Here is a 23,073-nt window from a genome sequence, read left to right as displayed (position 1 = left end):
AATACCCTATTAACCCGGCCAAGTCAATAGACTGCAAGAAAAAAGGGAAAAGATAAATATTTCATCTTTTCCCTTTTTGTTCAAATTGCCTTTTGCTTTTTCAATTGAGAACAACTATCTTTTGGCTGACTGGACGGCCACCGGCCTTTAACTGGTAGAAATACACTCCGTTGGGAACATTTCCCGCCTTCCATTCTACTGAATGTGCGCCGGCTGTCATGCTGCCCTGAGCCAGAGTGGCCACCTTCTGCCCGGCAATGTTGAATATGGAAAGTTCCACCACTGAAGCCGTGGGTAGACTGAATGATATCCGGGAACTCAATCCGGCCGGATTGGGTGAAGCCTTGAGCGCGAAAGTTAGCGGCAGGCTGGTAATAACCGGTTGTCCTGTTACTCCATTCGGGCCGTAGTTAATTACATCGGCCGAATCCCGGGGCATCAATTTAAAATGTGAATATGTATAATTAAGAATACCTGTCACCATTACGCTGTCAACCCCGAAAACCGGTTTTGCATAATAGATACCGTTGCTAGTGCTGGAATTATCTATTCTCAGGGTGTCTACGCCTAGGCAAACTGCCCATTCGCCGTAGGTTGGGGTCATCCAGGTAGTATCAGTGCTGAGGGCTTTGGGAACTCTGACCAACACGCCTTCGTATGATTCGGCATTGACGGCGGAGGTTTTAATGTCTGATAACTGAACATCGGTAACTGCAGGAATGGTGCCGACCCCAAGGATTGTTACCAGGGCGGCGTTGATCTGGGTACGTTCAAAATTTTCCTGCACCGTACCGTTTATTGTAATAGAATCGCCGCGGGAAACGGCAGCATTTGAACTCACAATTATTCCGTGCCACGCACCAGCTGCGTCAGCAATTACAAATCCGGGGGAATCCACCAATTTAGGGGAAGTGACAATGCCGACCACCGTAACGGATGAATCGGTTAGACCACCTCCGTTCTGAATCTCATATATTGTGTGTGGAGTGTAAACTATAGCTCCACCGTTGGAAGCTCCTGGTGTGGGAACGCTAATGTCGGCCCAGTCGGCCGCTAGGTCAGTGTCAATTCCGTTTGGACTACGACCTATGGAATGTCCCTGAGCGACATCGGTTACGGCTGGATCCCAATAACCGTATTTCACATAACTTGCCTGGGTCCACGTTCCTGCACCCCAATTGACCCTATCAACCATTGTTCCGGACGAGTTTACAATGACAACGATGTCGGCCGTGTTAGACAATGCACCGCAAAGACTGCTATCTGGCCAGTTAATGGCCGGTACCCCCGGAAAATCAAGATGAAAACTGTCTACCAAAGCCGCCAGCACTAAATATTCCCCGGCCGCCAGAACTGTACTTGGAAATACTTCTCCTATACTGTCAGTATTATCGCAAAGCCTCCAACCTGAAAGATCTATGTCGTCGCCAGTTGGATTATAGAGTTCAATCCACTCAGTCTTAGTGTCAACACCTGCCCCGATGGGGTCGTATTGCACCTCGTTGATGATGATACTCTGAGCCTGAACAGATACCGCGGCCAGCAATACCAGCAAAGCGAACAGGTTTTTTTTCATTTTTCTCTCCTTTTTATTGTTTTATAAATATTCCATAGTTTTCTTAATCAACAAAAGATGGTACCCCTGGGCCGAGTTGAACGGCCGACACACGGTTTAGGAAACCGTTGCTCTATCCATCTGAGCTACAGGGGCATTCTTTCGCATTATAGCAAAAAAGCATACTTTTTGCAAGTCAAGAATGCCCCGGCGCTGTCAGCGGATCACTGTGATCTTTTTACAGGTGCTGCGGGTCCCCAAGCTCAGGCGGTAATAATAAATTCCGCTGGCAAGCTCTCGACCTTTGTTGTCCCTCCCATCCCATTTAACAGTGAAGGATCCCTGTTCATGCTGCCGGTCAAACAAGGTTTTGATTTCCTGCCCCAGGATGTTATAAATTTTAAGGGCCGCCCGGTCGCTTTTATCGAGTGAATAGGAGATGGCCAGGCTGCCTTTTCCAAAGGGATTTGGCCGGGATTGGCTTAAGGCAAAGGAACAAGCAGAGCCTTGAACATAGTCCACGCTTACCGGGCCGTAATAAGTTGATTTCCCAGAATTATCTATCTGGAGCAAACGGTAATAGTATGTCCCGCTGGGTAAGCCGGTATCTTCAAATTCGTACTGGCTGGGATAGCTTACTGTTCCGTGCCCCGGCACCGAACCTATCCCGGAAAAACCGCGTTCCGCCCGTACGGAGCGCTCGATCTTCCAAAGATAGCACTCGTTTTCGCTTTCGGTGCGCCAGCTGATCACTATTGAATTTGACTGGCTGACCATGGCCGCGAACTGCGAAAGTTCCACCGCCAGGGCGGGGAAGATCCGCCCGTCGTTCATGATCCGGAAAACAGTGGCTGCGTTGGGAGTTACCTCAATATGAATATTTTCCCAAAGAGCCGTATCCCTTCCGGCCACGCAGGCGGCTCCGCTGCCCAGCTCGGTGCGGTAAAGACGGTTGCTGTCGCCGGCGGCTTTGCTGGACTTGGGGTCGGCCAGCAGAGAATCACGGGCCTCGACATGGACGTGTCCGTATGAATTACCGTCGCCCACCGGGATCACGGTCACCATGGGATTCAGGTCGGTTACCCACTTTAATCCGTTGGAGGTATTGCTGCCGTGATGATTGGCCTTAAGTACCGAGATCCTTCCGCCCAGGTCCGGGGAAAGCAGGCGCTCCTGGTCCCGGAAGATGTCGCCGCACATCACCATTTTGAATTTGTTGGCGTAGTTGATCAGCAGCCCCAGCGAATAGTTATTCTCGTCAGTGGGATTCACCCCGTCGCCGGACAGGGTCTTCCCGTTGAAGCAGATGACCTTGATCGATGCCCCGTAGCCCAGGTCAAATTCCTGCCCCATGGTCACCGCGTGGCGTTTGGCCGACCAGCCCTTGGCGCTTAGGGAATCCAGATAATTGGTGTAGGTGGTGCCGGTGGCATCCAGGTCGCCCCGGTCATAAGCCCCCACCCTCAGAGAATCCAGCCGGAAGATCACCTGATCCAGGCCGCCGCCGTGGTCGGAATGAAAATGGCTCATGAAAGTGTAATCGAGGAACCTGGAGTTAGGTGTGCCCAGGCTGTCTTTGATGAAATTGAAAACCGTGGTGGCATCCTCTACGTCACCGGCGTCTATCAGCACTCTTTTGCCGGTCGGGGACTGTATCACGGCGGCATCGCCCTGGCCTACATTGATGATGGTGATATACATGGGCGGAGCGGCCGGGTCTACCGCAGTCCTAAAGCTGAAGGGATTGGCGCAGGGTCCGGCCACAAAATTAAATCCCTCCAGATCACGGGCCTGGGTCAGGGTAAAGGTATAATTCGTCCAGTAGGCGAAATTGCTGTGGGTCAGGGTCACAGTGTCGTTGCGGGGGCTGTTCCAGGAGGCCGACCAGCCGCCTGGGTTGGGACTGCAGGTGTAGGTTAATGAAGCGGTGTTCATGGTATCCGAAAAACCGATCTTTATGGGAGCGTTGACCGCCACGTCCAGGGCCGTGTCATAGGGCGAGGTGTAGATTATGCGGGGAATGGTCCGCCCGTTGAACGGAATTATCGAAATGTCGTCGATGGCCAGCCCGTCATCGTAGCTGAGGGCATTGGCGTCCAGCCAGCGGATCCGGAAATCGCCGCCGTTAGGTATGCTTAAGCCCGATAGGCTGGCCCAGCAATAGTCGCGGTAAAGCCAGTTGTTGCCGTCGCGAATCCCAAAGGCGCCGGTGGTCTCCGGGGTGACAAAATTAAGCTGGGGATAAGCCGTCCATATCCCGGCCGTGGTGCTCAGCTCGAATTTTAGGCTGTCATAACGCTGCAACCCCAGTCGCCACAGCTCGCCCCAATAGCCGATATCGATAGCCGAGAGTGTTCCCCCGCTGTTGTTGGTGAACACCGCGCTGACGGTCGGCACCAGGCTGCTGGTCTGCAGGCCGCCGAAGGCTCTATCCACGCTGTCTGTCATCCCGTAGCTGTAGATGTTCCCCGTGTTCAGCGCTCCATTGTTCTCGGCATAGATATAATTGGCCGTGCTTCCCTCCTCCCGGAAATTCCAGCCCTGAGGCAGCACATCGGGGTTCGGCACCGTATCCAGCGCGTTGAAGTTCTGGGAATAAGCCGTTCCCAACGTGATCACCGATATCTTACCCGAGGCTGAATTGGTTAGCTGAAAGTTCTGAGGATAGGCTGTAGTCAGGTAATTCTCGCAGCTATCTACGCCGTTGTATTCAAAAACAGCATAATGGTAAGCAGTAATTCCATAAAGTTTTTTAACCTTGACCGATGTTCCGGTCCCTTTGTAGACCACATAATGTCCGGTACCCACAGTGGAACCCTGTCCGAAGGAATCGGCTGCCGAATAAAAATAGCCGTCAAGAGGAACATTGGCCGTGGGACTTTCGCACCGGGCCACCACCAAACAACCGGTGCCATTGCCCCTAGTCCAGTTGACCGTCATGGTGTCCACATTGACGCGGGTAAAAATGATATTTGAGGCTTGAACCGTAGGTTCTATGGCCACGCCCCGGCCGGACACCAGCAGGTAACGGCTGACGGCTCCCAGGCTGGAATGCCGGATGCTGTCGATAAAGGTGCCGGAGGCGGCCGGTGCGAACCGCGCATAGACCGTGGTGTGGGCCACCGAATCGCCGTCTATCAATAGCAGTGCCGAACTGCCAAAACCCGAGCCAGAGGTCAAGGAAACCTGAAAATTAGCGGGGGCGGTGATGGTTACGTCTTCGGTCAGGTTTTTGCCGTAGACCATGTAGGTTTGTTCCGGGGAATAGCTGCCCGCCACCACCGCGCCGAAATTCAGCGGCGCCCCGGCAACGATAATCCGCGAACCGGTGCCGCTTACCGCCACGTTTTGGGTGACTGCCCCGGCGCTGGCGTTGGTGATGTTGCCGGACCTTAATCCTTCGGTAACAGCAGGTTTGAAAATAACATAGACCGCGGTCGGCGGTACCGTGCCTCCGGTATGGGGTATGGTGACGGTGTTGGTGTATCCGGAGCCGCTGGTCAGCGATACCCTAAAATCGGTTGATGGAGCGGTTACAGTAATGCCGGCGGTCAAGTTGGAGCCCGAGACGGTATAGCTCATCTCGTCCGAGGTATCGGTCAAGGCCGTAGTGCTAAAGTTTAGCGCAGAAGGATTGACGGAGATGAACGGCGTGCTGGTGGGCGGGCAGACGTCGGCCCAGGTGGTCCCCACCCGGATGCCGTCGACAAAGTATTTCTGGGTGGCGCTGTACTGACGCAGGCAGACTGCTCCGAGCTTTGTGGCCTCTGCGAAACCAGCGTTGGTATACGGGCCGATCGTGGGCGTCGCCGGTTCCGTCAGGGGAACGCCCGTTTCAAAAACGAACAAACTTACCGTGTCGTTTAGTGTACCGGCGGTGAGATTGTATTTCAGGACCGCCAGATAGGTGCGATTGAAGGCAAAATTTGAGCTTGAATAGTTGCCTGCAGTTTCAGTGGATTTGCTGATCCCCAATCTGAAACTATCCGCAACCGAATTCTGCCCCCACACCCTTCCCCAATAACTGGTTCCAACCGTGGGGGGACCAAGATGTAAGAAATATCCGGTGGGTGCTCCATTGGTTTCGACGTTAAGCATGAAGGAGGCATAGACCGTCCCGGTCATAACGGAGTCGCTGAATTTAAAGTTGTCATCATAGCCTGTGGTGTCAACATCAGCTGAATTGCCTATGCCGGATGAGATGTAGCCGGAATATGCAAGGCCCGGAGAGGTGACAAAAATGATCCCGGTGGTGCCGCTATGGTGGGTCCAACCGTGCGCGGTTATATCGTCCCCGGCCGGATAGTCAAAGTTATCCTCCACCAACAAAGTGCCCCGGGCAACACCTGTTATAAAAACCAAAGCAATGATCAGTATTGTTTTTTTCATGGTCTTTCTCTCGACCTTTCCTGCAAGCGGTTAGCTACCAAGTGATTTTATGACTGCAATAATGAAATAATTTGACTAAACAATTATAATAATGCAATATCTATTCCTCTAATAAAACACTTGAATATGTTATTTTAACTTATTGATATTAAAGCAAAGTTAAGTCGATGTCACTGTCCTGCAAAAAAGTAACACTTTGGATTAGAAACGCAAATATTTCATTTACAATCAGATAACACCAGTATAAGTGTTTAAACAATAACAAATTGGGTCTGTGAAATTATTACCTTTAAAACTCACTTTCCAACCCAAAATGCACCTTGCCATTCAAGATAGTGTCATCCTGGCCCAAACCATACACGATGTTTATCCATCCAATCCGCGTGTCCAATTTAAAACCTAATCCGTAACCGGCCCGGTATCCCCTCAAACTTCTTTCCCGGTCAAAGAAATAACCCAGATCAATAAAAGGGAACAGAATCAAATTTTTAACTGGCTGATACCTGTATTCCAGATTGCCCCAGGCGATCTGATTGGCTATGAACTGCTCCTGATAATATCCCCTGAGCGAAGCTGTTCCTCCCATGGCAAACTGATCATATCTGGGAACCGGCTTTTCTCCTGTTATTACCGCCCTGCTCCTTACGGCAAAATATATCTCCTGCCGGGCAAAGATCTCTTTGCTGACGGCCATATCACCGGTTACCTTGCTGACAGTAAGTGATTGTGAGGGCTGGTAATAGTTTTTTTTGCCGTAATCAGCTCCCAGCTTCAGAAGCATATCGTTGAAAAACATTCCATCTTCGGACCTCCGCCATTCCAAAAGCCATTTGGTCCCGTATTTGTTGCTTCTTTGATAGATCAATGACGCGCCGGGGACTATTCTTTCGTATTCAGCCCCCACTCCGGCATTAAATCCTTCACCCACCGGCATTTTTACCATCAGACTGGCCGAGGTCTTGACATAAGCAGAATCCTCCACCATATGCTTAAGACCCGCCTGGGCTGAAGCGTCAAAACCGGACAAAAACGGCTCGGAATAATCGATCTCCAGCCGGCTGTTTTCTTTTTGCGGACGTTCCCATTTTACTGAAGCGCTGCGGGCGGTTCCGGCAATGTTGCCCAGGTAAAGGTCAACCGAACCGGCCAGCCAGCCCGATTGCTCCGCTGAGGATTGATTGTATGAGGCTGCTCCGAATATCCGGTTGAACAAAGCTTCCTTGACATTGAAAACGACCTGTTGCCGCCCCGCCTCGTCACCCTTCAACAGAACCGGCGGACCAACCTCAGCAAACAAACCGGAAACTTTTAACCGTTCAAGCGCTTTTTGCAATACCGTCCGGCTGAATGGGAAACCGGGAGCAAGGCCGGATAATTTAAGCATGGTCTGATGTTTGGTGGCCAGATTCCCCTGAAATGTTATTTTGGACAGCAAGACCCTGGAATTTTCTTCTATGCCGTAAATTATCCGCAGACGGTCGTTTTCATATCTCACTTCTCTCAGTGATATTTCCGCCTGGGGAAAACCGTTATCGGCATAGGCCAGGCTTACGGCCTGCATATCCCGGATGATGGTAGCGCTGTCCAATGGTTCATTCCTGCCGGTGAACAGCAAACCCTGAAGGTAGGCGCTGCTGAGATAGCTGTTGCCTTCAAAAACAATATCCCCAGCCAGATAGCGGCGCCCGGAGTTTATCCGGACCAAGACGGAACTGCTGTCGCCGGTGTATTCCAAAAGATACTCCGCCTGATAAAAACCGGCCCGGCGAAAACGGTTTTGTATTACATTACAGCCGGAATCGATATCCGCCGGGGAAACAGAGCGTCCCTGGGCATTCCAGACTTCCAGCAGCTGCTCCCTGGTATAAATATCCTGGCCTTCAAAACGGATGTTGTCCCTAATAACGGACAGACCGCAGAGACTGGCAACCGGCAGCAGCAGGATTAATATGATATTTGCTGTTTTTCGTCTCATCTCAAAAATTGGCCCTGATCTCGGCCCGGGCGTTGTGTACCGCTTTTTTTTGCGGCTCTTTGCGGCCATCATAAGAAACTGATGATGTCAAATAATTATTCAGCTTGTAATCGCACTGTAGCTTCCAGCCTTGGCTTTGGCCGAGCGGCCGGCTGACCGAGAACTCCATCGGTATTACATTTCCGGATTGATCGGACCGGCGGTATGTTTGGCTGATTTCGATCAGAATGCTGCCCTTAAGCCCCAGTTGGTGCCTGATAAAAGGAGACAGCACCACATCACGGTAATTTATTCTGGGAATATTGACGTAATAACTCTGTCTAAATAGTTTCTCCCAAAGCATATTGGCTTTGATCCCCGGCTCGGTCCGGTTCTTATGGAAATAGCTGGCCTCGAAACCTGCCTTGGTTCCCCGGCTTTCGCTTTCCAGTCCTGATTCCAGCGAAGAACTGGCGTTGTAATTCTGTTCGCCGTAAAACAATGCCCTGACAACAGAACCAAGCTGGGTGTCAATTTCAGCCCGCCCTTCCCGGAAATTAACTGTTAGCCTGCGGTTAAGGTACTGGCTGTCGTCATTCCGTCTGGTACGGTAATGAACCTTTAGAAAATGACTGCCGGAAGGATAATACCAAAGGTCTCCGGCCAGGTCCAGATTGGCCGAAAGATTGGCAGACCTGTCCCATAGCGCATCTGGTTCAAAGACCATCATGGCTCCGGACAATTTGCGTCCGGTTTTAAGCCCGGCCGCTCCGTTCAGGTCCAACCTTACTTTTTGATGCCAATGTCCGGTGACAGAAAGCCCTGGGGAATAACTGATATAACTTTTGGCCGATAATTCAGAAGCGATTACACCGGACGCCGCCTCTTCAACTTTTTTCAGATAGTTTCCGGCCGTATCCGGATAATACGATAGAGTTGCCGGATCATAACTGTAATCTCCGGCCCGGTCAGGAACCCGGTAATATGTCTCGCTCTTCAAGCGGGTTTCGACGCTGCTGATGGAATATTCCAAACCGGCCTTCAGCGCCTGGGCCAAACCCTGATAATTGGTTCTGAGCACGGCCAGATGAGTGTTAAGGTTTTGTCCCGGTACACCAGGCCGGTAGACCAAGCGCCGGTATTGGTGTTCAAGGCCGCCGGAAAAAGCCCGTCCGGTTAGCAAGCCCAGCTTTGTGATAAGGTCGGTGGTATATGACCTGGATTTAAAAGTTTGGCCCAGAGAATCTTTCAGAAGATCCTCCCGCCGGGATAGCGTCAACCGGCCCTCGGTGATATCACCTTTCCTCCCCATCCCCAAACCGGCCAGATAATATTTTTTTCCGTAACTGTCAGCCGTTCCGCGTTCCACCTGATCTGCGCCCGAGGAAAGATCGGCCTGATAGTTCCATCGCATATATGAGACCCCGGCCCACGCCTGGTGGACGTCCCGTTTTCCCAGGGAGGCGGTCTCCGGCCATGCTTGTCCCAGTAAATTCCGGTTAAATCCGTACTTTAACAGATACCCGGGAACGGGGCGGAATTGCAGACCGGCCTTGTAACTGCGAGCCCAGACGGACTGTTCCATTTCCAGTCGCCCCCATCCGGCTTCGGCTTTAAGCATCTCCGGACCCAGCTTAATTCCGTATTCAGTGGTTCCCCTGAGCATTCCGAGGCTAAGGGCCTTTGTTCCATTCCAGTTGTACAGTTGCCAGCGATTGATGAAATCGGGATCGAACGGAACAACGCTTTTTTCAAAATTCGGGTTCACCGCCAGCGTCCGGCCGTTGACCTCGAAACCTCCTCCCCACAGCGTATCCCGTTTCCAGAAAATATTAGTCATGCCGGAGTAACCCCGGTTATTGCCGTCGTCCCGGCCAGAAAGCAGGTTCTTGTCCAGATCGCTTCCCGCTCCCTCAAAGTCAGCGTGACCGCCCGGCCAGGTAAGATAAGCCCCCATGGTGTACAGCTTTGTTTGAGACGGGGCTGCCAGTTTTTTTATGGCCAGATAATCCCCTAAATTCCTTCCGGTATATACTATGATGCCAATACTGTCGCGGTAATCACCCCGGCCGCTGTCCACTTTGGTGAAAGAGACCAAATAATTTCCGGAATCGGTGCCGGCATAAACATAGAACGAATCGCGGAACAAATAGTTTCCCTGGCCGGCCTCAACCAAAGTGCCGCCATCGGCCCAGTATCTGGAGGTATCATCTCCGGCCAGGACCAGGACGTTCTTGTCCTGCTGGCTTAACTCTTCGGCCAAAGGACGGCTGTAATCGTCGCCTTCCTGGCGGTAACCTCCTTTGATGCTGAGGTGTCTTCCCAGCCCGGCCTTAGCGGCCGCCGAATAAAAAGGCCTCTGATAGTTTTGTCCCGAGTACTCGAACTCGGCCATGATCCTGGATTCTGAGGATATCAGCCATTGAGGATTGAAGGTCAACAAACCTGTCTCGTAGTCAAGCTGGTAATCCTGATGTTCTCCTCTTTTCAGCAATTGTCCATTGAGCCATATTCTTTCGGTGTTGGCCAGTATTTTCAAAACGGATTCGCCGGAGACGGCTGTAAGCTGATATGGCCCCTGCTTTCCATCCTGTCCGGTAAAATCTGATCTGTTTTTTTTCCCTTTGGTGACGGCGGCGGCCAGGGCCAGGTTATTCTGTTTACTATCAATCGCGGCCTTTACGCCCTGCAACTGACGTTTCATCTGAAAGTATGAAGTCCCCTTGTGATCCAGTTCATAATCACCCAAAACCGCTTCCCAGGCGTTCCCCTGAGCTTTAATATATACTTTTTCGATCTGGCTCAGGTCTTCGGTGCTGCCCGATGCTGACAAAGGCATATTCTGGTCGGAAAGAAAAGCGTTTACCTTAAGGGAAGGATTCAATTGCCCGTCTATGCTCACCTGCAGGGCCTGTTCCAAAGAGAAATCCCGGCCCGTTCCGGCTGAGATTCCCAGAGACTTGCTTCCGCCGAAACTGACCTGCCCGCTTTTTTCATTAAGCCAGCTTTTATAGGTCTGGACGGCCGACTGGTCAAAACCGGCCACGGCACCGACAGTATCCGGTATATTGGCGGCTGAAGATAACAAAGGCATATAGATAATTTTTTCTGGCAGGCTGAAGGGCAATGTCCGGTAAAAGACCGTTACCGTATCTGATATCTTAAGCCCTACCGGGAAATATATTTTTCCGGTGCGGCAATCCAGGGCATAATCCCTGTTGTGAACCAGAGGGTTGCCGTTCAAAAGGACGGAGTCGCTGTCTTTGATTATATGCCGGTGCGGCAATTGATACGAATTGCCGTCAAACCCTCCCGGTATGACGGCTTTGGTCCTCCCTGTTGTTTCCCAACCGGTCAAAGATGAAGACCAGAGCGGGATCATGAGAATCATCAGAAAATATTTTATTGCAAATGTTCTCATTCTTCGCTGACATTAAACAAATATTGCCCCGAGACTACAAAGATACTGCCAAAAGAGCTGCAGGTCACGGACAAAGGAGCGGCAATGGCGCAGCCAGCACCGGTGTTGATCCCGGAGGGTTTGATCTCAAAAGAACTGATACGGCCTTTGTCCTTTTCGCAGACCCAGAGAACTGATGTCCCCGGCTCAAAACAGATTGAGGACGGTGAAGCCGAAGGTGCGGCGTCGATCTTCCCCAGATAACTGCCATAGATGTTAAAGATCGTAATCTTGCCGGCCCGGGCATCGGCCACAGCCATCACGGTGCCGGTTCCGTCCACCGTCAGGGCGGTGAGCCACTGAAAACCTGAATTGCCGGACATCAGCCGGAATCGCCTCATTTCCTGTCCCTGATTGTCCAATACCACCACTGAGTTGGCCAGATTGTCCAGAAGATACAGGCTTCCGTCCTTAAAAACCGCACCGGAGACAAAAGAACTTCCCGCATAAGAGATGATGCTTTGCTTTTGGCCCCAGCTGTCAAAGTACTGGATATGCTTATTCAGGTCATCCACCAAATAAACCCCGTTGGCCTGGCCGTTAAGCAAAAAACTCCGGGACGAGGACAAAGCAGACTCATAGATCAAACTGCCGTCGCTTTTGTAGCTTATGATGCGCCAGCCGCCGGCGTCGGACAAATAAATGTCTTCCCGGAGACCGGAACACATGGAAGGTCTATCATCATTGATGCTCAGTTGTGCTATCTTGAAGGCTTGCACAGTTTTGCCGCCGATGCCGCCGGGGGCCGGCCTTCTTTGCTCCACAATGGCCGTACAGGAAAATAAACCCAGACAACAAGCCAGAATGCAGATCATTTGTCTCATATATTTCATCCCTTTACATTATACAGAAAATCCTCCGGCCTGATCTATTTTCAGCTGACGGAGGATAATCTGGTTTTTTTTTAAAACACCTTTCCTAAAAACTGCGTGAAAAAGTCAGGGTAATTGTTTCCGGCTGGTAGGAATAGCATTCCATGCGCCAATCCGGCCCCTGAGTCAATTTAGTCCTCTGTTTGTTGAATCTTTTGGCCAGCCTGGCGGCATTGACCGCCGAAAGCATGTGGTTAAGAAAGGAAGCGCCCACCGAATAACTGATCCGGTGCAGGTAATTACGGCTTCTGACCCTTAGACCCCGGTAATAATACCATTGGTCGTAGTTTTGCCAGGCCCATGAATCTTCTGGCGAATACAATTTATCTGACACATAAGCCTGCTGAGCAGCCGGATCGTAAGGATACAGCTCCCTGGCCTGCCGCCATTGGTCCTCGTTGTACCAGTAACTGTTGGGCCATTCATAAACGTTCTGGTAATAAAAATCGTCATCCCTTCCGGAATTGGAACCGGCTTTCTGGGCAGCATATGCAATATAGTCACGGCGCCGCATATTGCCCTGGTAGTTGTTGTACCAGGCGGCCGACCAGATCACTGCTTCGGCGGCCACAAAACCTTTGGTGTATCCTTTCTGTCCCGCATAGTACTCACCAGAACCAGGAACCAGTAAAGAAAGGAAGAAGGCCTTGCGGGCTGATTTTCTTAGTTTCCTTGAAACAATACTTTTACTGGTGGTATCTGTCACCGCAGATACAGATGTATCATTGACTGTTTTATTGATAACGGGAGCAGCACCTGCTTTTGAGTTTGCAGAAGACAGCCCCGCCTGACCATATGCCTGACAGAAGCAAAGTGAAAGCAGACCTGTTATAAATAATGTGTTTTTCATTTTATCACCGCCGCTTTGCAGGTTTTTACTATTGCATTCGTTCCGTCATTGGCCTCCACCCTGATGATGTAAACGCCGGACGCTATTTGCTCCAGGCTCCAGACAACCTCGTTTTCGGTCATGGCCTGCCCCGGCTGGCTGTACTGGCGGACCAGCTCTCCGGCCAGATTGAATATCTTGACATCTACTTCCGCGTTATTTTCCAGGAAAAACCTGATCTTTGCGTGGTCGCCCCGGGCCGGGCTGGGATAAACGTAGGCGTTCTTTATCAGTTCCCCTGACTTGGCAGACAAAGCGCGCAGAGCCGGGTCCCAGTCAATAAACCCGGTATGGGCCTGATTGCCGCAGAACATAGGCCAATGAAGGCGGGTTACAGTTACAGGCGACCCGATGCTCCAGACATACAAATTGCCGTCATCGCAACCCACGGCCAGTTCGATATCAGAACTGTCTCCGTCAAGGTCTGTCAGCAGCGGGGTGGAAAGTACTTTGCCGCCAACTGTCAAAGGAAATCCTGGGGCATCGGTACCGTTGCCTTTGAAGGCATATATCCTTCCATCTGGCGAGCCGATGACTATCTCCTGCAGATCGTCGTTGTTCACATCGGCCAACACCGGAGAAGATTGGACATTCAGGGATTCGGATATCACTTTTGGGAAACCAGAGATCAGGGTCCCGTTATAATTATAGGCGTAAAGCTTGACTCCGATGGCTACCACTATTTCCAGATAACCGTCTCCGTCTAAATCGCCCAGGGCCGGAGTGGTTATTGCAGTCTGGTCGTGGGATACCGGCCAGCCGGAAACGGTACGGCCCAGTTTATCCAAAACAGTTATTTGATTTTTAGGACAGGCCACTATCTCGGGGTTTCCGTCCCGGTTGATGTCACCAACAGCGGTGGAAGCCGACGCCCAATCCACCCATGGCGACAATGCAGGGAAACCAGACAAATCTTTTCCGCTGTCAGCCAGAGCGAAAACCCGGCTATCCCCTGAAAGGATCATTACCTCAGAACCAGGAGAATTGGCATACAACTCGGCTGCCGAAGGGGTGGCCCTGGTCTCCATTGCCAGATCTTTTGGATAACCTGACACAAGGCTTCCGTTAAAGCGCCAGGCATAAAGTTTTTTGTCATCACACGCAACCATTATTTCCAAAGTATCATCACCGTCAATATCTGCCAAAGTGGGCGATGAAAATATCGGGCCCTTGGTAAAAACGGGAAAGCTATCAAGCAGATCCGCTCTATTTAAGGTATATGAATTGGCGTTTGGTGTAATTTCCGTTTCACTATGATAGTCAAAGCTAAAACCCCAAACAGAACCCTGGGTTAACGAATCAGCCGAGGACACAAATACTTCGGGCCGGCCGTCTTTATTGACGTCTCCTATTGCAGGAGAAGAATAAATATTGCCTGACACTCTGGCATATTCAGCTCTTACTTTGACAGTATCGCTACCCAACAATACCAATATTGTATCTCTATTGAACAAACCCTGGCCGTTGGACATCACGGCATATACCCTGCCATCGTTGCCGGGTATGATTAAAACCGTGGTATCACCCAAGACCGCATAATTGGCGCTGTTCCAGTCCACCGTCTGCCCCAGATCATAAGGAAAACCCGGCAGGCTCCATCCGACCTTGACCCTGGCGCTCATGCTCACGGATGGGACAGTAATACCGGATACGGAAATATGGGTATACGAACCGTCATTGGCTATCGTGGCCGGGTCGCTGCCGTCATCCAGCCGGTCGTTGTTGCCGGCATAATATGCGTCGTAGGGGCTGGCATAGGTGGAATAAGGAGATCCGCCCCAGCGCTGCAGATCCTGAACATGGTCAGCCTCCAGCAGATAGATGGCCTTAATGTCCCCCGTCTCCAGGCTGTTGTCATACCATCTTTGGCTGATGAGATTTTCGTCCACATGATATACCAATAATCCGCCGGCGTCCAGTTCAAACGGCAGGGACATGTCGTAGTCGTTTACTTTAATCAAGACTCCGTTACGCCATACCCTGGCTCCGTTGGAATCGGCCGAGGCAGAATCGGAGATGACGCTGTTGGGATCCACCCAGGCCCGCCGGTTCTCGATCAGATAATACTCGTGGGAATTAATGGGTATTTTCACGATGGCATCCGGGTCCTTGGCCACCCAGTCAAAGGCAACCGTAGCGTCCGCGCCTGGCTCCAAGGTCTTAGGCTCAGACCACCCCAAAAATACCTTGCACCAGGCCGAAAGATGCGGCGGCACATAGGCGTTCATGTTCCACGAACCCCAGGACATCAATTCCCATTCTCCCAAGCCCACCGAGTACATGGAATAATCATAGAGATCCGGCAGGCCCAACTGATGACCGAATTCGTGAGCTATTTCGCCCTGCGAACCGAGCACCATCCCGTCCTGGCTTTGTGTCTCGGCGTCAATGATTCCTTCGTAGATGGTATCAGCCCCGGCCTTGACAATGATGGGACTGGAACTATCCATCTGCAAGAACACTGACGGGATGTCTGCACCGTACGGATCGGTCTGCCAGCAAGATCCTGCATGGAATATCATCACTGCTTTGGGGACTTTGGCTGACCCGCTTCCGGTGCTAAAACTGCAACTGTCGCTGCCGGCTGCTTCCAATGCATCCCTCAGCAGGACATACAACCCCGCTCCCCAATTCGCTCCCCCGTTGTAAAAATCACTGTAAAATGACATTTGGTGGGGTAAGATGTACGCAGATGTATCGGCTTTTGGCCATTGTTCAAACTCTATGTACAATTGTCCATCGGATACAGCCAGGTAATAGTTGCGCAAGGCCAGCATCTGATTATGGATGTACAAGCTGTCATGTGGCGGCTCATAATCCAGGTTATGTCCGTTAAGGTAGTTGCCGCCGATGTACATCGGCTGACCGTTGCCGGTGTAATCGAAATGCCCGTTACCGGCGGTGTTGGCGTCATCATCCAGCTGGAACTGGGCTTTAATTGCCAGAACGCGAATGGTGTCCTGAACCGCATGTTTGTTCAGCCCTTTTAATTTGGCAAATGCCCGACCCCGGCCCAACAGGTTCATTTTTGACACGGCATCCCGGTACTGGCGGGGCTGCTGCTTGATCTTTTCCAAAATCGGCCGGGAGGTTTTCCATTGCTGTTTTATATCCTGCAGGTCTCCGGCACCCGCAGAGGTTAATGCCGTAAGGATCAATAGACACGATAGTTCCAGCCGGCGGCGTTTAAAAAGTGCAACCGTCATATTATAACTCGACAGAAAGTGAGAATTTTTTATTGTATTTCTGCAATTCGCCTCCGGGCTCCATTCCGAAATCAAACTGGATTTTCTTGTAGCCCACCCCAAAGCCATAGGTTGAGCCTTTGATCTTGCCTGCCTCGTCATACACATACCCGGCGCGCAGTCCCAGTTCTGCCGCTCCTGTGTACTGGTATTCTATGCCGGCATGCTGGACTGACTCCTTAAGTTCTTCCTTCCAGGGACGGTCATTAACCACCAGCATCTTGGTAATGTCATACGCCGCGGTAAGCTTGGCCCAGCGGCCGTCCAGTATCTTATAGGCGGTGCCGACCCGGATGTTCCGTGAAAGCGGGTCGGCCTGTTCGGCATCTATATAGACCAGCTTAGGCCCGATGTTCTGAAGATTGCTGCCAAAGGACAATCCCTTAAAAGGCCCATGGTACAGCAGGCCAAAATCCAAAGCCCAGGTGGTGGCCACGCCCTTGCCCTGGCTTCCTTCCGCCCCGAAGGGCGCCAGATGGGAATGGATCAGTTTCAGGTTAACTCCGCCGGCCAGGTCTTTAAAAATCTCATTGCCGTATGAAAGTATCGGGGAGAATTCGTAGCTGGAGAACTCGCCATAATCTTCCCCTAAACTTCCGGTATGCTGGCTGGTTCCCTCGGATATAAAGATGACACTGCCTCCGAATACTCCCCAATCCTTGTAGGGCTGAACATAAGAGATGTATTCATAGTACATGTCGCCAACATCGGACCAGATCTCGGAAAGCCAGGGCGAATGCATAAGTGAGGCATAGCTTTTATCCTGGCCGATCTTTACCAATTCAGAAGGGTATAATGCTTCCAGCATAGTCCGGTTCAGTTTGCGCAGATCGTTCAGGTTCAAATTCCCGGTGCCTTCTGCCAATAGATCCAGCACTAGTTCCTGGGCTTCGGCTGGTACCGGATAATCTGCCCACTGTTCCTTCTGGTAAAAATCTGGTCTGGATATAATCAGATTCAGGCCGGCCAATAATAACTGCCGGCCCTCACTGGAAACTCCCTGGCCACTAAAATGGTTGTCCAATTCGGCCAGGGCGCTCGGCTCCATCAAACTTTTGATGTACTGGAAAGGATTGGATTCATTTTTAGCGGCCCCAAACCATTCCGGGTAATACCCGGCCAGCAGGGCCCGGTTTAAAACGGCTGGATTTTTTGTTGGTCCGCGTTTAATCAGGTTTTGCAGGTATTGGCCGGATTTTCGCCCCCCCGGTGCCGGCTGGTTTACCAGTTGAGTGTCAGTCAGGACATTTTTGTTGATCTCATCCAGCCAAAGTCTTTGCTCTGCTTCGGCTATGGGGCCTTCGCCTTTGTATTGTAGAAAAATCTGGTCAATGGTCTCGCCAGTTTTCTCTCTGAGATAACCTGCCAGGGTATTATTTATATTTATGCTGGGATAAGACATAATGGCACCTTCAAACATACATTCCAAAGCTTTCCGGTTAAGCAGCCGGAGATCTTCCAATGAAAGTTCGGCAGTTTGGATATGTAACAAACTGGGATAAGCCTGAAGCAACAGGTCCTGATTCCAGGAGTAAAGTGCCCCGCCGCTGAGTTTTTTGCCGGATAAGGATAAAGTCCCTGGCTTTAATTTTACATTTTTAAATCTATTGTCATTGTAAAAATCAGCCTGCCGGCAGACATTGTTTAAAGCAGCGGCTAAGATTGACTTCAGGCTATCGGAATTCTTGTCCTGATATTTCCGGGATAAAATGATCTTGTCTTTTCCCGCCATCTTGCCGTAAATATACTGGGAAACCGGATCGGCCCGACCTTTGATCTTTTGGGCCAGTCCCTGGGGGTCTGAAATGTTTGAGACCAAAAATCCCAAGCTGTCCGGGATCATCCGGTATTTGGCCAGGATGCGTGACGCTGCTTCCGGGATGGCGGCATCACCACAGCCAGACTTCTTATAGGTGTCCTGATTATTTATCGCTTTATTCAGAGCATAAATAAAAATTGATTTTGCTTGGTTATCCAAAATATCGCCTGGCTGATGCCCTGAGATTATGGCTCTGGCATCTTCGGATAACTGAGGTAAAATATTTTTATTCACCATGCCCGAGGTATCAGCCAGCATGATCAAAAGTTTGTTCCAGTCCGCAATATCGCCTTGAGACAGCAGCGGTAAGCCGGAAAGCGTTATTATCATACCTTCAGGATCACTAAGATCAGCCCAGGCAAAAGCACTGCCCTCCGGTGAATCCTTGAAACTATTCAAGAACCTGTTCCAATCCTTAATATCCTGGTAATTCAGCAGAGGATCGTTCCTTTTTAAAAAAGCCAGGCCCGCCGGATTATAATAGGTAGCGGTGGCATCGTCGGCAATGGCGCAAAAGGCGCTGCCCATACCGCTGGGACGGGCGCCGGGCCGGATCATCAAAAATATGGCTCCTCCTTCTGATATGGCCCAGGCATAGGTGAACGACAGTAATATCACCGCTGCCAACATTAGTATTCTGTTTCTGGTGGGATGCATTTCTTTTCTCTCCTGTTGATTCTTAAACTGATTATTTCATTACTACTAATTTACCGATTTTGCTGGCCTCTCCGGCTGCCCCCCGGACCGATATTTTATAGAAATAAACGCCATTGGCCAAGGAACCGCCATCGGCATCGCGTCCGTCCCAGTATATTTGATTATAACCGAAGCTTCGGCCGGTTTGAACCAGGGTTTTTATCATCCTGCCGGCGATGGTATATATATTTATGGTTACATCGCCTTCTTGATACAAATTAAAAGTGAAACAAGTGTTTTGCTTGAAGGGGTTGGGATAATTATAAACACCGTCTATCTTATTTTCACCGGATGAAGATAGGACATTCAGTTTAATTTCCAAAACACCTTTATTTGATGCCAAATCGTAAACTGAGAATTTGAATTTGTGTAGACCGGCATTGGTCGCAACGGGCCAAACAGCCTGCCCTGAAACGGTACTGCCATTGTCAAAAACAAAATCTGCACCAAGACAATACACGGGAAGCTTATCGTCAACAACCAGCTGCAACTGATCTGTTTGGCTGGTTAAAAAGGAAATAATATTAAGCCCCCTGTCATCGCTTGCTTTAACAGTCAATTGTGATGATTTACCCACTATATCCCCATCGGTCAATTTGACGCCATTGTTCCACACTTCTATGACAGGTTTAGCGTTGCCGGAAGTATCCGGAGCCACCGCCCCTCCCAGCCAAAGATTACCGCCCAAAACGCCACTGGCATCAAAGCTTGTGTTCCATGCATAAACACTCACACGGGCGCTATCAACCACCAAGCTTTCCGCTCGAATCGAAGTCATATTAGGCAGAATAAAACTGGCATATAAGCTATCGTCTTGGACAGCAGATCCAAACCTGATTATTGGTTTGCCTGGTACCGTGAATGTCAACGTTGGTGTAAGTACTGAACAATCAGTCCGGGGGGCATCATAAATAGTAAGCAATGCCTGACCGTTAAAAGATCCTGGCAACCCGCTAATTATTCCATTTACCGAATAACGCCCCCGGCTTTTAAGGGTATCATCGCTTAAGGCCAGACTACAAACTCCGTTTGGTTTTGACAAGCACAGGGCCGGATCTCCCATTAGAGAGTAAAGTGAATTGCCACCAGTGGAAATTTTGCTGCTATAAAATGCTTGTCCCAGATCATATGAAGCTGTAAATATATTGTCATAAATTCCCCTGGATAGGTTAAAATTCCCGTCAGAATATGTCCCCCGGGTAGCGCCCACAGTAGCAATGGCTCCCCCGCCACTCTTAACAACCAGGGATGTACCGATTGACTCGCGACTGCCCATATCAAACCTGCTCGTTCCACAGGTACCCATAATTACAAAAGGAAGTTTATCACCGTTGGATAAGTTAGACACATCGGTATCCATAAAATAATGCTCATGTCCCCAGACCCAATAGGCACCGTGTCCAAAGAAGTTTATGATTGCGGCTCCCTGGTTCCAATAACCGATCAGGGCATTGCGAGCATCAGGTTTGAATCCATCCGAACCCCTGGGATATTCCCGCATTGCCCCATAAACTTTTGTTATATCGTAACTGCTCGGCAAAACATTTTTTGCCAGATATTCAGAATAAGCAGTATGATCCTCTTCATCGATGGCATATACTCCCCCGGCTTTAAATTCATCATCGGCCATTAATATCGCACGATTTCGCCACTGAAGATCACCGGTAGCTGCTTTATAACGGGAGGATTTGGCTAACACCGTCCAGGCTTCATCGGCATTTTTAGCAGGTATCCTGGCCAATATAAGCTGTGGAAGGTTTGCATTATTTAAACGTACATACCAATCGTCGTATGAATCAAATAGATATTCACCCAACTCCAGCCTTAATCCATCTTCCTGATGAGTGGGAATAAAATTATGCCGCCCCCAGGTTTTGTCTATCTCCCGGTAATCGTAACTGCCATCACCGAATAAAAGGCATCTTTGGGGACTGGTCTGCTCAGAGTTCAGGTAAATATAATCAAGGAATTTGCGTATGGCCGAGGGATCTTTTAAGCCAAAGCTGAATTCATTGTATATCCAGGAAAGTTTTACCGCCGCCATAGGCTGCAGTCTGGCCTCGCTGGAATGCATCGCCAGTAAAGCCCGGGCCTGGGACCAGAACTCATCTGCGGTTATCACCAGATAATTAACATTTAAATAATTTTGCCTTAGGCCCTGAGACGCATAAGGCTCAATTTTTGCCGGCCTCTTCCATCCGGGACCGGAGGCGGCCCAGTAAAGTCTCTCGTTATTCCAGAAATCTTCGAATTCAGAATATGATTGATAGATATTGTCGCTTGATATACTAATCGGCTTTTCGGGGTTGCTGATATCAAGGATCAACATACTATCGCTGGCAAAACCGGTCAAGTTGAACCGGTAAGGTTGTCCAATTAGTGAATCGGCCCGGAATTTTAAGTTATAGTTTAAAGCCACATAACTCCGCCGGTAATAAACTTCAAACCAGTTCAAATACACTATATCCAAGGTATCTGCAAAGTCTCGATCCAATTGCAGATTCAGAACATTGGAAGCGGCAGGGAGTCCTGGCAGGGTTAAAGAATCGGAATAAGATCCAGAAAATGGTCTGCCTGTCCATACCTTTTGGTTATAGATTATACCGTTAATCCCCCAGTTTACATGATGGTGAATATTGGAAGTGTCAGTTCCAGCCTGGAAGTTTAACTTTACCTTAAAAGTTCCCGGCATAGCATAAGATAAATCAAAAGGCAGACTATAGTTCCGGTATTCTTCCACCCGTAACCGCTTCATGTTTAACCAATACCATAGCTCTCCGGAGTTGAATGGATTAAAGACATCCTGTTCAAAATGCAAAGTATCGGTAAAACTTTGCGGAGTTAGGTAATTCGAGGATATTGGACGACAGTCACGCTCGGTCATCCTTAAGCCGGCAGCACCGCCCCAGCAAAGCCAGTAGCTGTTGGTGTCGCCATAAGGGTTGTAGTAATGGCCATTAAGCAGGGAGCTGTTCTTATCCCACCCGGCCAAGCTTTGCCCAAAAAAGAATATCTGGTCTCCGTCATCAAATTTGCCGTCCTGCTCCCCTTTAACCAAAATATTCATCTGTTTTAACGTATCCGTTGGCGGGCTGTATGATTTTGAAAAGGCTCGCGATCCACCGTTGAATATCTTTATAGTCCGGGGATCTATGATATCAGGATTGATTCCGTTACGTTTCAGGTAGTTGTAATCCAGCCGGTATATTCCCTGGTTAACTACCGATAATTTATACCAGACCGGGGTGGCGGCAAAAGAATCTTCGGCCTTGGTTCCGGCTTTGGATGATTCCGTCAGCCAGTTTTTTGACTGCTGATAATTGATTATCTGATCGACCAAGATCGGTCCATATACATCATCATCTATGTCAACTCCGGGATAACCCGTAATATCCCAGGTAACCAGTACTTGCATCCTGCTATAAACCCTTAATATTTTTGAGCTTGGATCATATTGAAGAGGATGCACTTTTATCAATGCAACTTGGTGGCGCCGCAGCATTTCAAGCGAATGAAGTGTTACATTCGTTTGCGGTGATAATCCCTTGGCTTGATATTCTTTCTCGTTCTTGCGATAAACATACCCACCCAGATCGTCCTTTCCCATTGCCTCTAAATACGGGACCGGAGCCAGATCGATGCCGGAATATTCTTCATATTCTCCGGAGATCATTTTAACTTCCACCCGGGCATTCGGGGGAACACCCACCATTATCTGCTGATACAAACTTATGGGTTGTCCCGGTTCCCCTTGTGTTTGACAGCCTTTGATTGATGGAATGGTTTGTCTCTGGTCATTCTGAACCAAGTTCGCAGGAGCGAACTGACATGAGATCAAAGCGTTTCGATCATCCGACTTTAAAAGTTTTATCTGGGCCACGGCCGTGGTGGACATGAGCCCAATGACAAGGATGATTATTTTTATTTGTTCGATCATAAAAAATAAAATAAAAAAAACCGGTATCAATTGATTGATACCGGCTAAATATGGCAAAATCCATTGCCAACAGAGATAATACCAAGCCGATATCAGGGTACGCTAAAAAGGGCTATTCTAAATATTCTCAATTCCCTGTTTAATCCCTGACGTTGAACGGCTCTAATACAAATATCTCCTTGTGGCTTCTTTTGTTAACTTAATAACTATAACCGAAATCAGGCGGTTTGTCAAGTGTCTGCCGTAAAGTTTTGAAT

Annotated in this window: 9 protein-coding genes and 1 tRNA gene; all 10 read right to left on the bottom strand. The window is 49.7% G+C overall.

The genetic code is table 11. The features are described from left to right. Positions 1-100: 100 nt before the first annotated feature. Entirely contained in the window at positions 101-1,576 is a 1,476-nt protein-coding gene (locus tag HZA73_03170) for a lamin tail domain-containing protein (protein ID MBI5805026.1), read from the bottom strand. A 58-nt stretch (positions 1,577-1,634) separates the two neighbouring features. Continuing rightward, positions 1,635-1,711: transfer RNA gene (locus HZA73_03165), tRNA-Arg, on the bottom strand. A 60-nt stretch (positions 1,712-1,771) separates the two neighbouring features. Beyond that, complete coding sequence (locus tag HZA73_03160; GenBank protein MBI5805025.1) at positions 1,772-5,944, bottom strand: Ig-like domain-containing protein; 4,173 nt, start codon at positions 5,942-5,944, stop codon at positions 1,772-1,774. A 289-nt stretch (positions 5,945-6,233) separates the two neighbouring features. Further along, complete coding sequence (locus HZA73_03155) at positions 6,234-7,919, bottom strand: BamA/TamA family outer membrane protein (protein MBI5805024.1); 1,686 nt, start codon at positions 7,917-7,919, stop codon at positions 6,234-6,236. 1 nt (position 7,920) lies between these two features. Next, a complete protein-coding gene (locus tag HZA73_03150; protein MBI5805023.1) occupies positions 7,921-11,280 on the bottom strand; it encodes a hypothetical protein in 3,360 nt (1,119 codons plus the stop codon). Between the two features lie 35 nt (positions 11,281-11,315). Continuing rightward, positions 11,316-12,173, bottom strand: a complete 858-nt coding sequence (locus tag HZA73_03145; GenBank protein MBI5805022.1) for a hypothetical protein — start codon at positions 12,171-12,173, stop codon at positions 11,316-11,318. A gap of 103 nt (positions 12,174-12,276) precedes the next feature. Beyond that, on the bottom strand, positions 12,277-12,936 hold the full coding sequence (locus tag HZA73_03140; protein ID MBI5805021.1) for a hypothetical protein: 660 nt from the start codon (positions 12,934-12,936) through the stop codon (positions 12,277-12,279). Positions 12,937-13,076: 140 nt separating this feature from the next. Continuing rightward, on the bottom strand, positions 13,077-16,433 hold the full coding sequence (locus tag HZA73_03135; GenBank protein MBI5805020.1) for a VCBS repeat-containing protein: 3,357 nt from the start codon (positions 16,431-16,433) through the stop codon (positions 13,077-13,079). Then, positions 16,327-18,840 (bottom strand): PorV/PorQ family protein, encoded by a 2,514-nt coding sequence (locus HZA73_03130; protein ID MBI5805019.1) that lies wholly within the window; start codon positions 18,838-18,840, stop codon positions 16,327-16,329. The genes HZA73_03135 and HZA73_03130 overlap by 107 nt, the downstream gene beginning before the upstream one ends. 31 nt (positions 18,841-18,871) lie before the next feature. Next, complete coding sequence (gene porU, locus HZA73_03125; GenBank protein ID MBI5805018.1) at positions 18,872-22,873, bottom strand: type IX secretion system sortase PorU; 4,002 nt, start codon at positions 22,871-22,873, stop codon at positions 18,872-18,874. Between the last annotated feature and the right edge of the window lie 200 nt (positions 22,874-23,073).

The organism is candidate division TA06 bacterium (assembly GCA_016235665.1).
Taxonomy (GTDB): domain Bacteria; phylum Edwardsbacteria; class AC1; order AC1; family EtOH8; genus UBA5202.
This window is presented reverse-complemented; position numbering and strand designations above follow the sequence as displayed.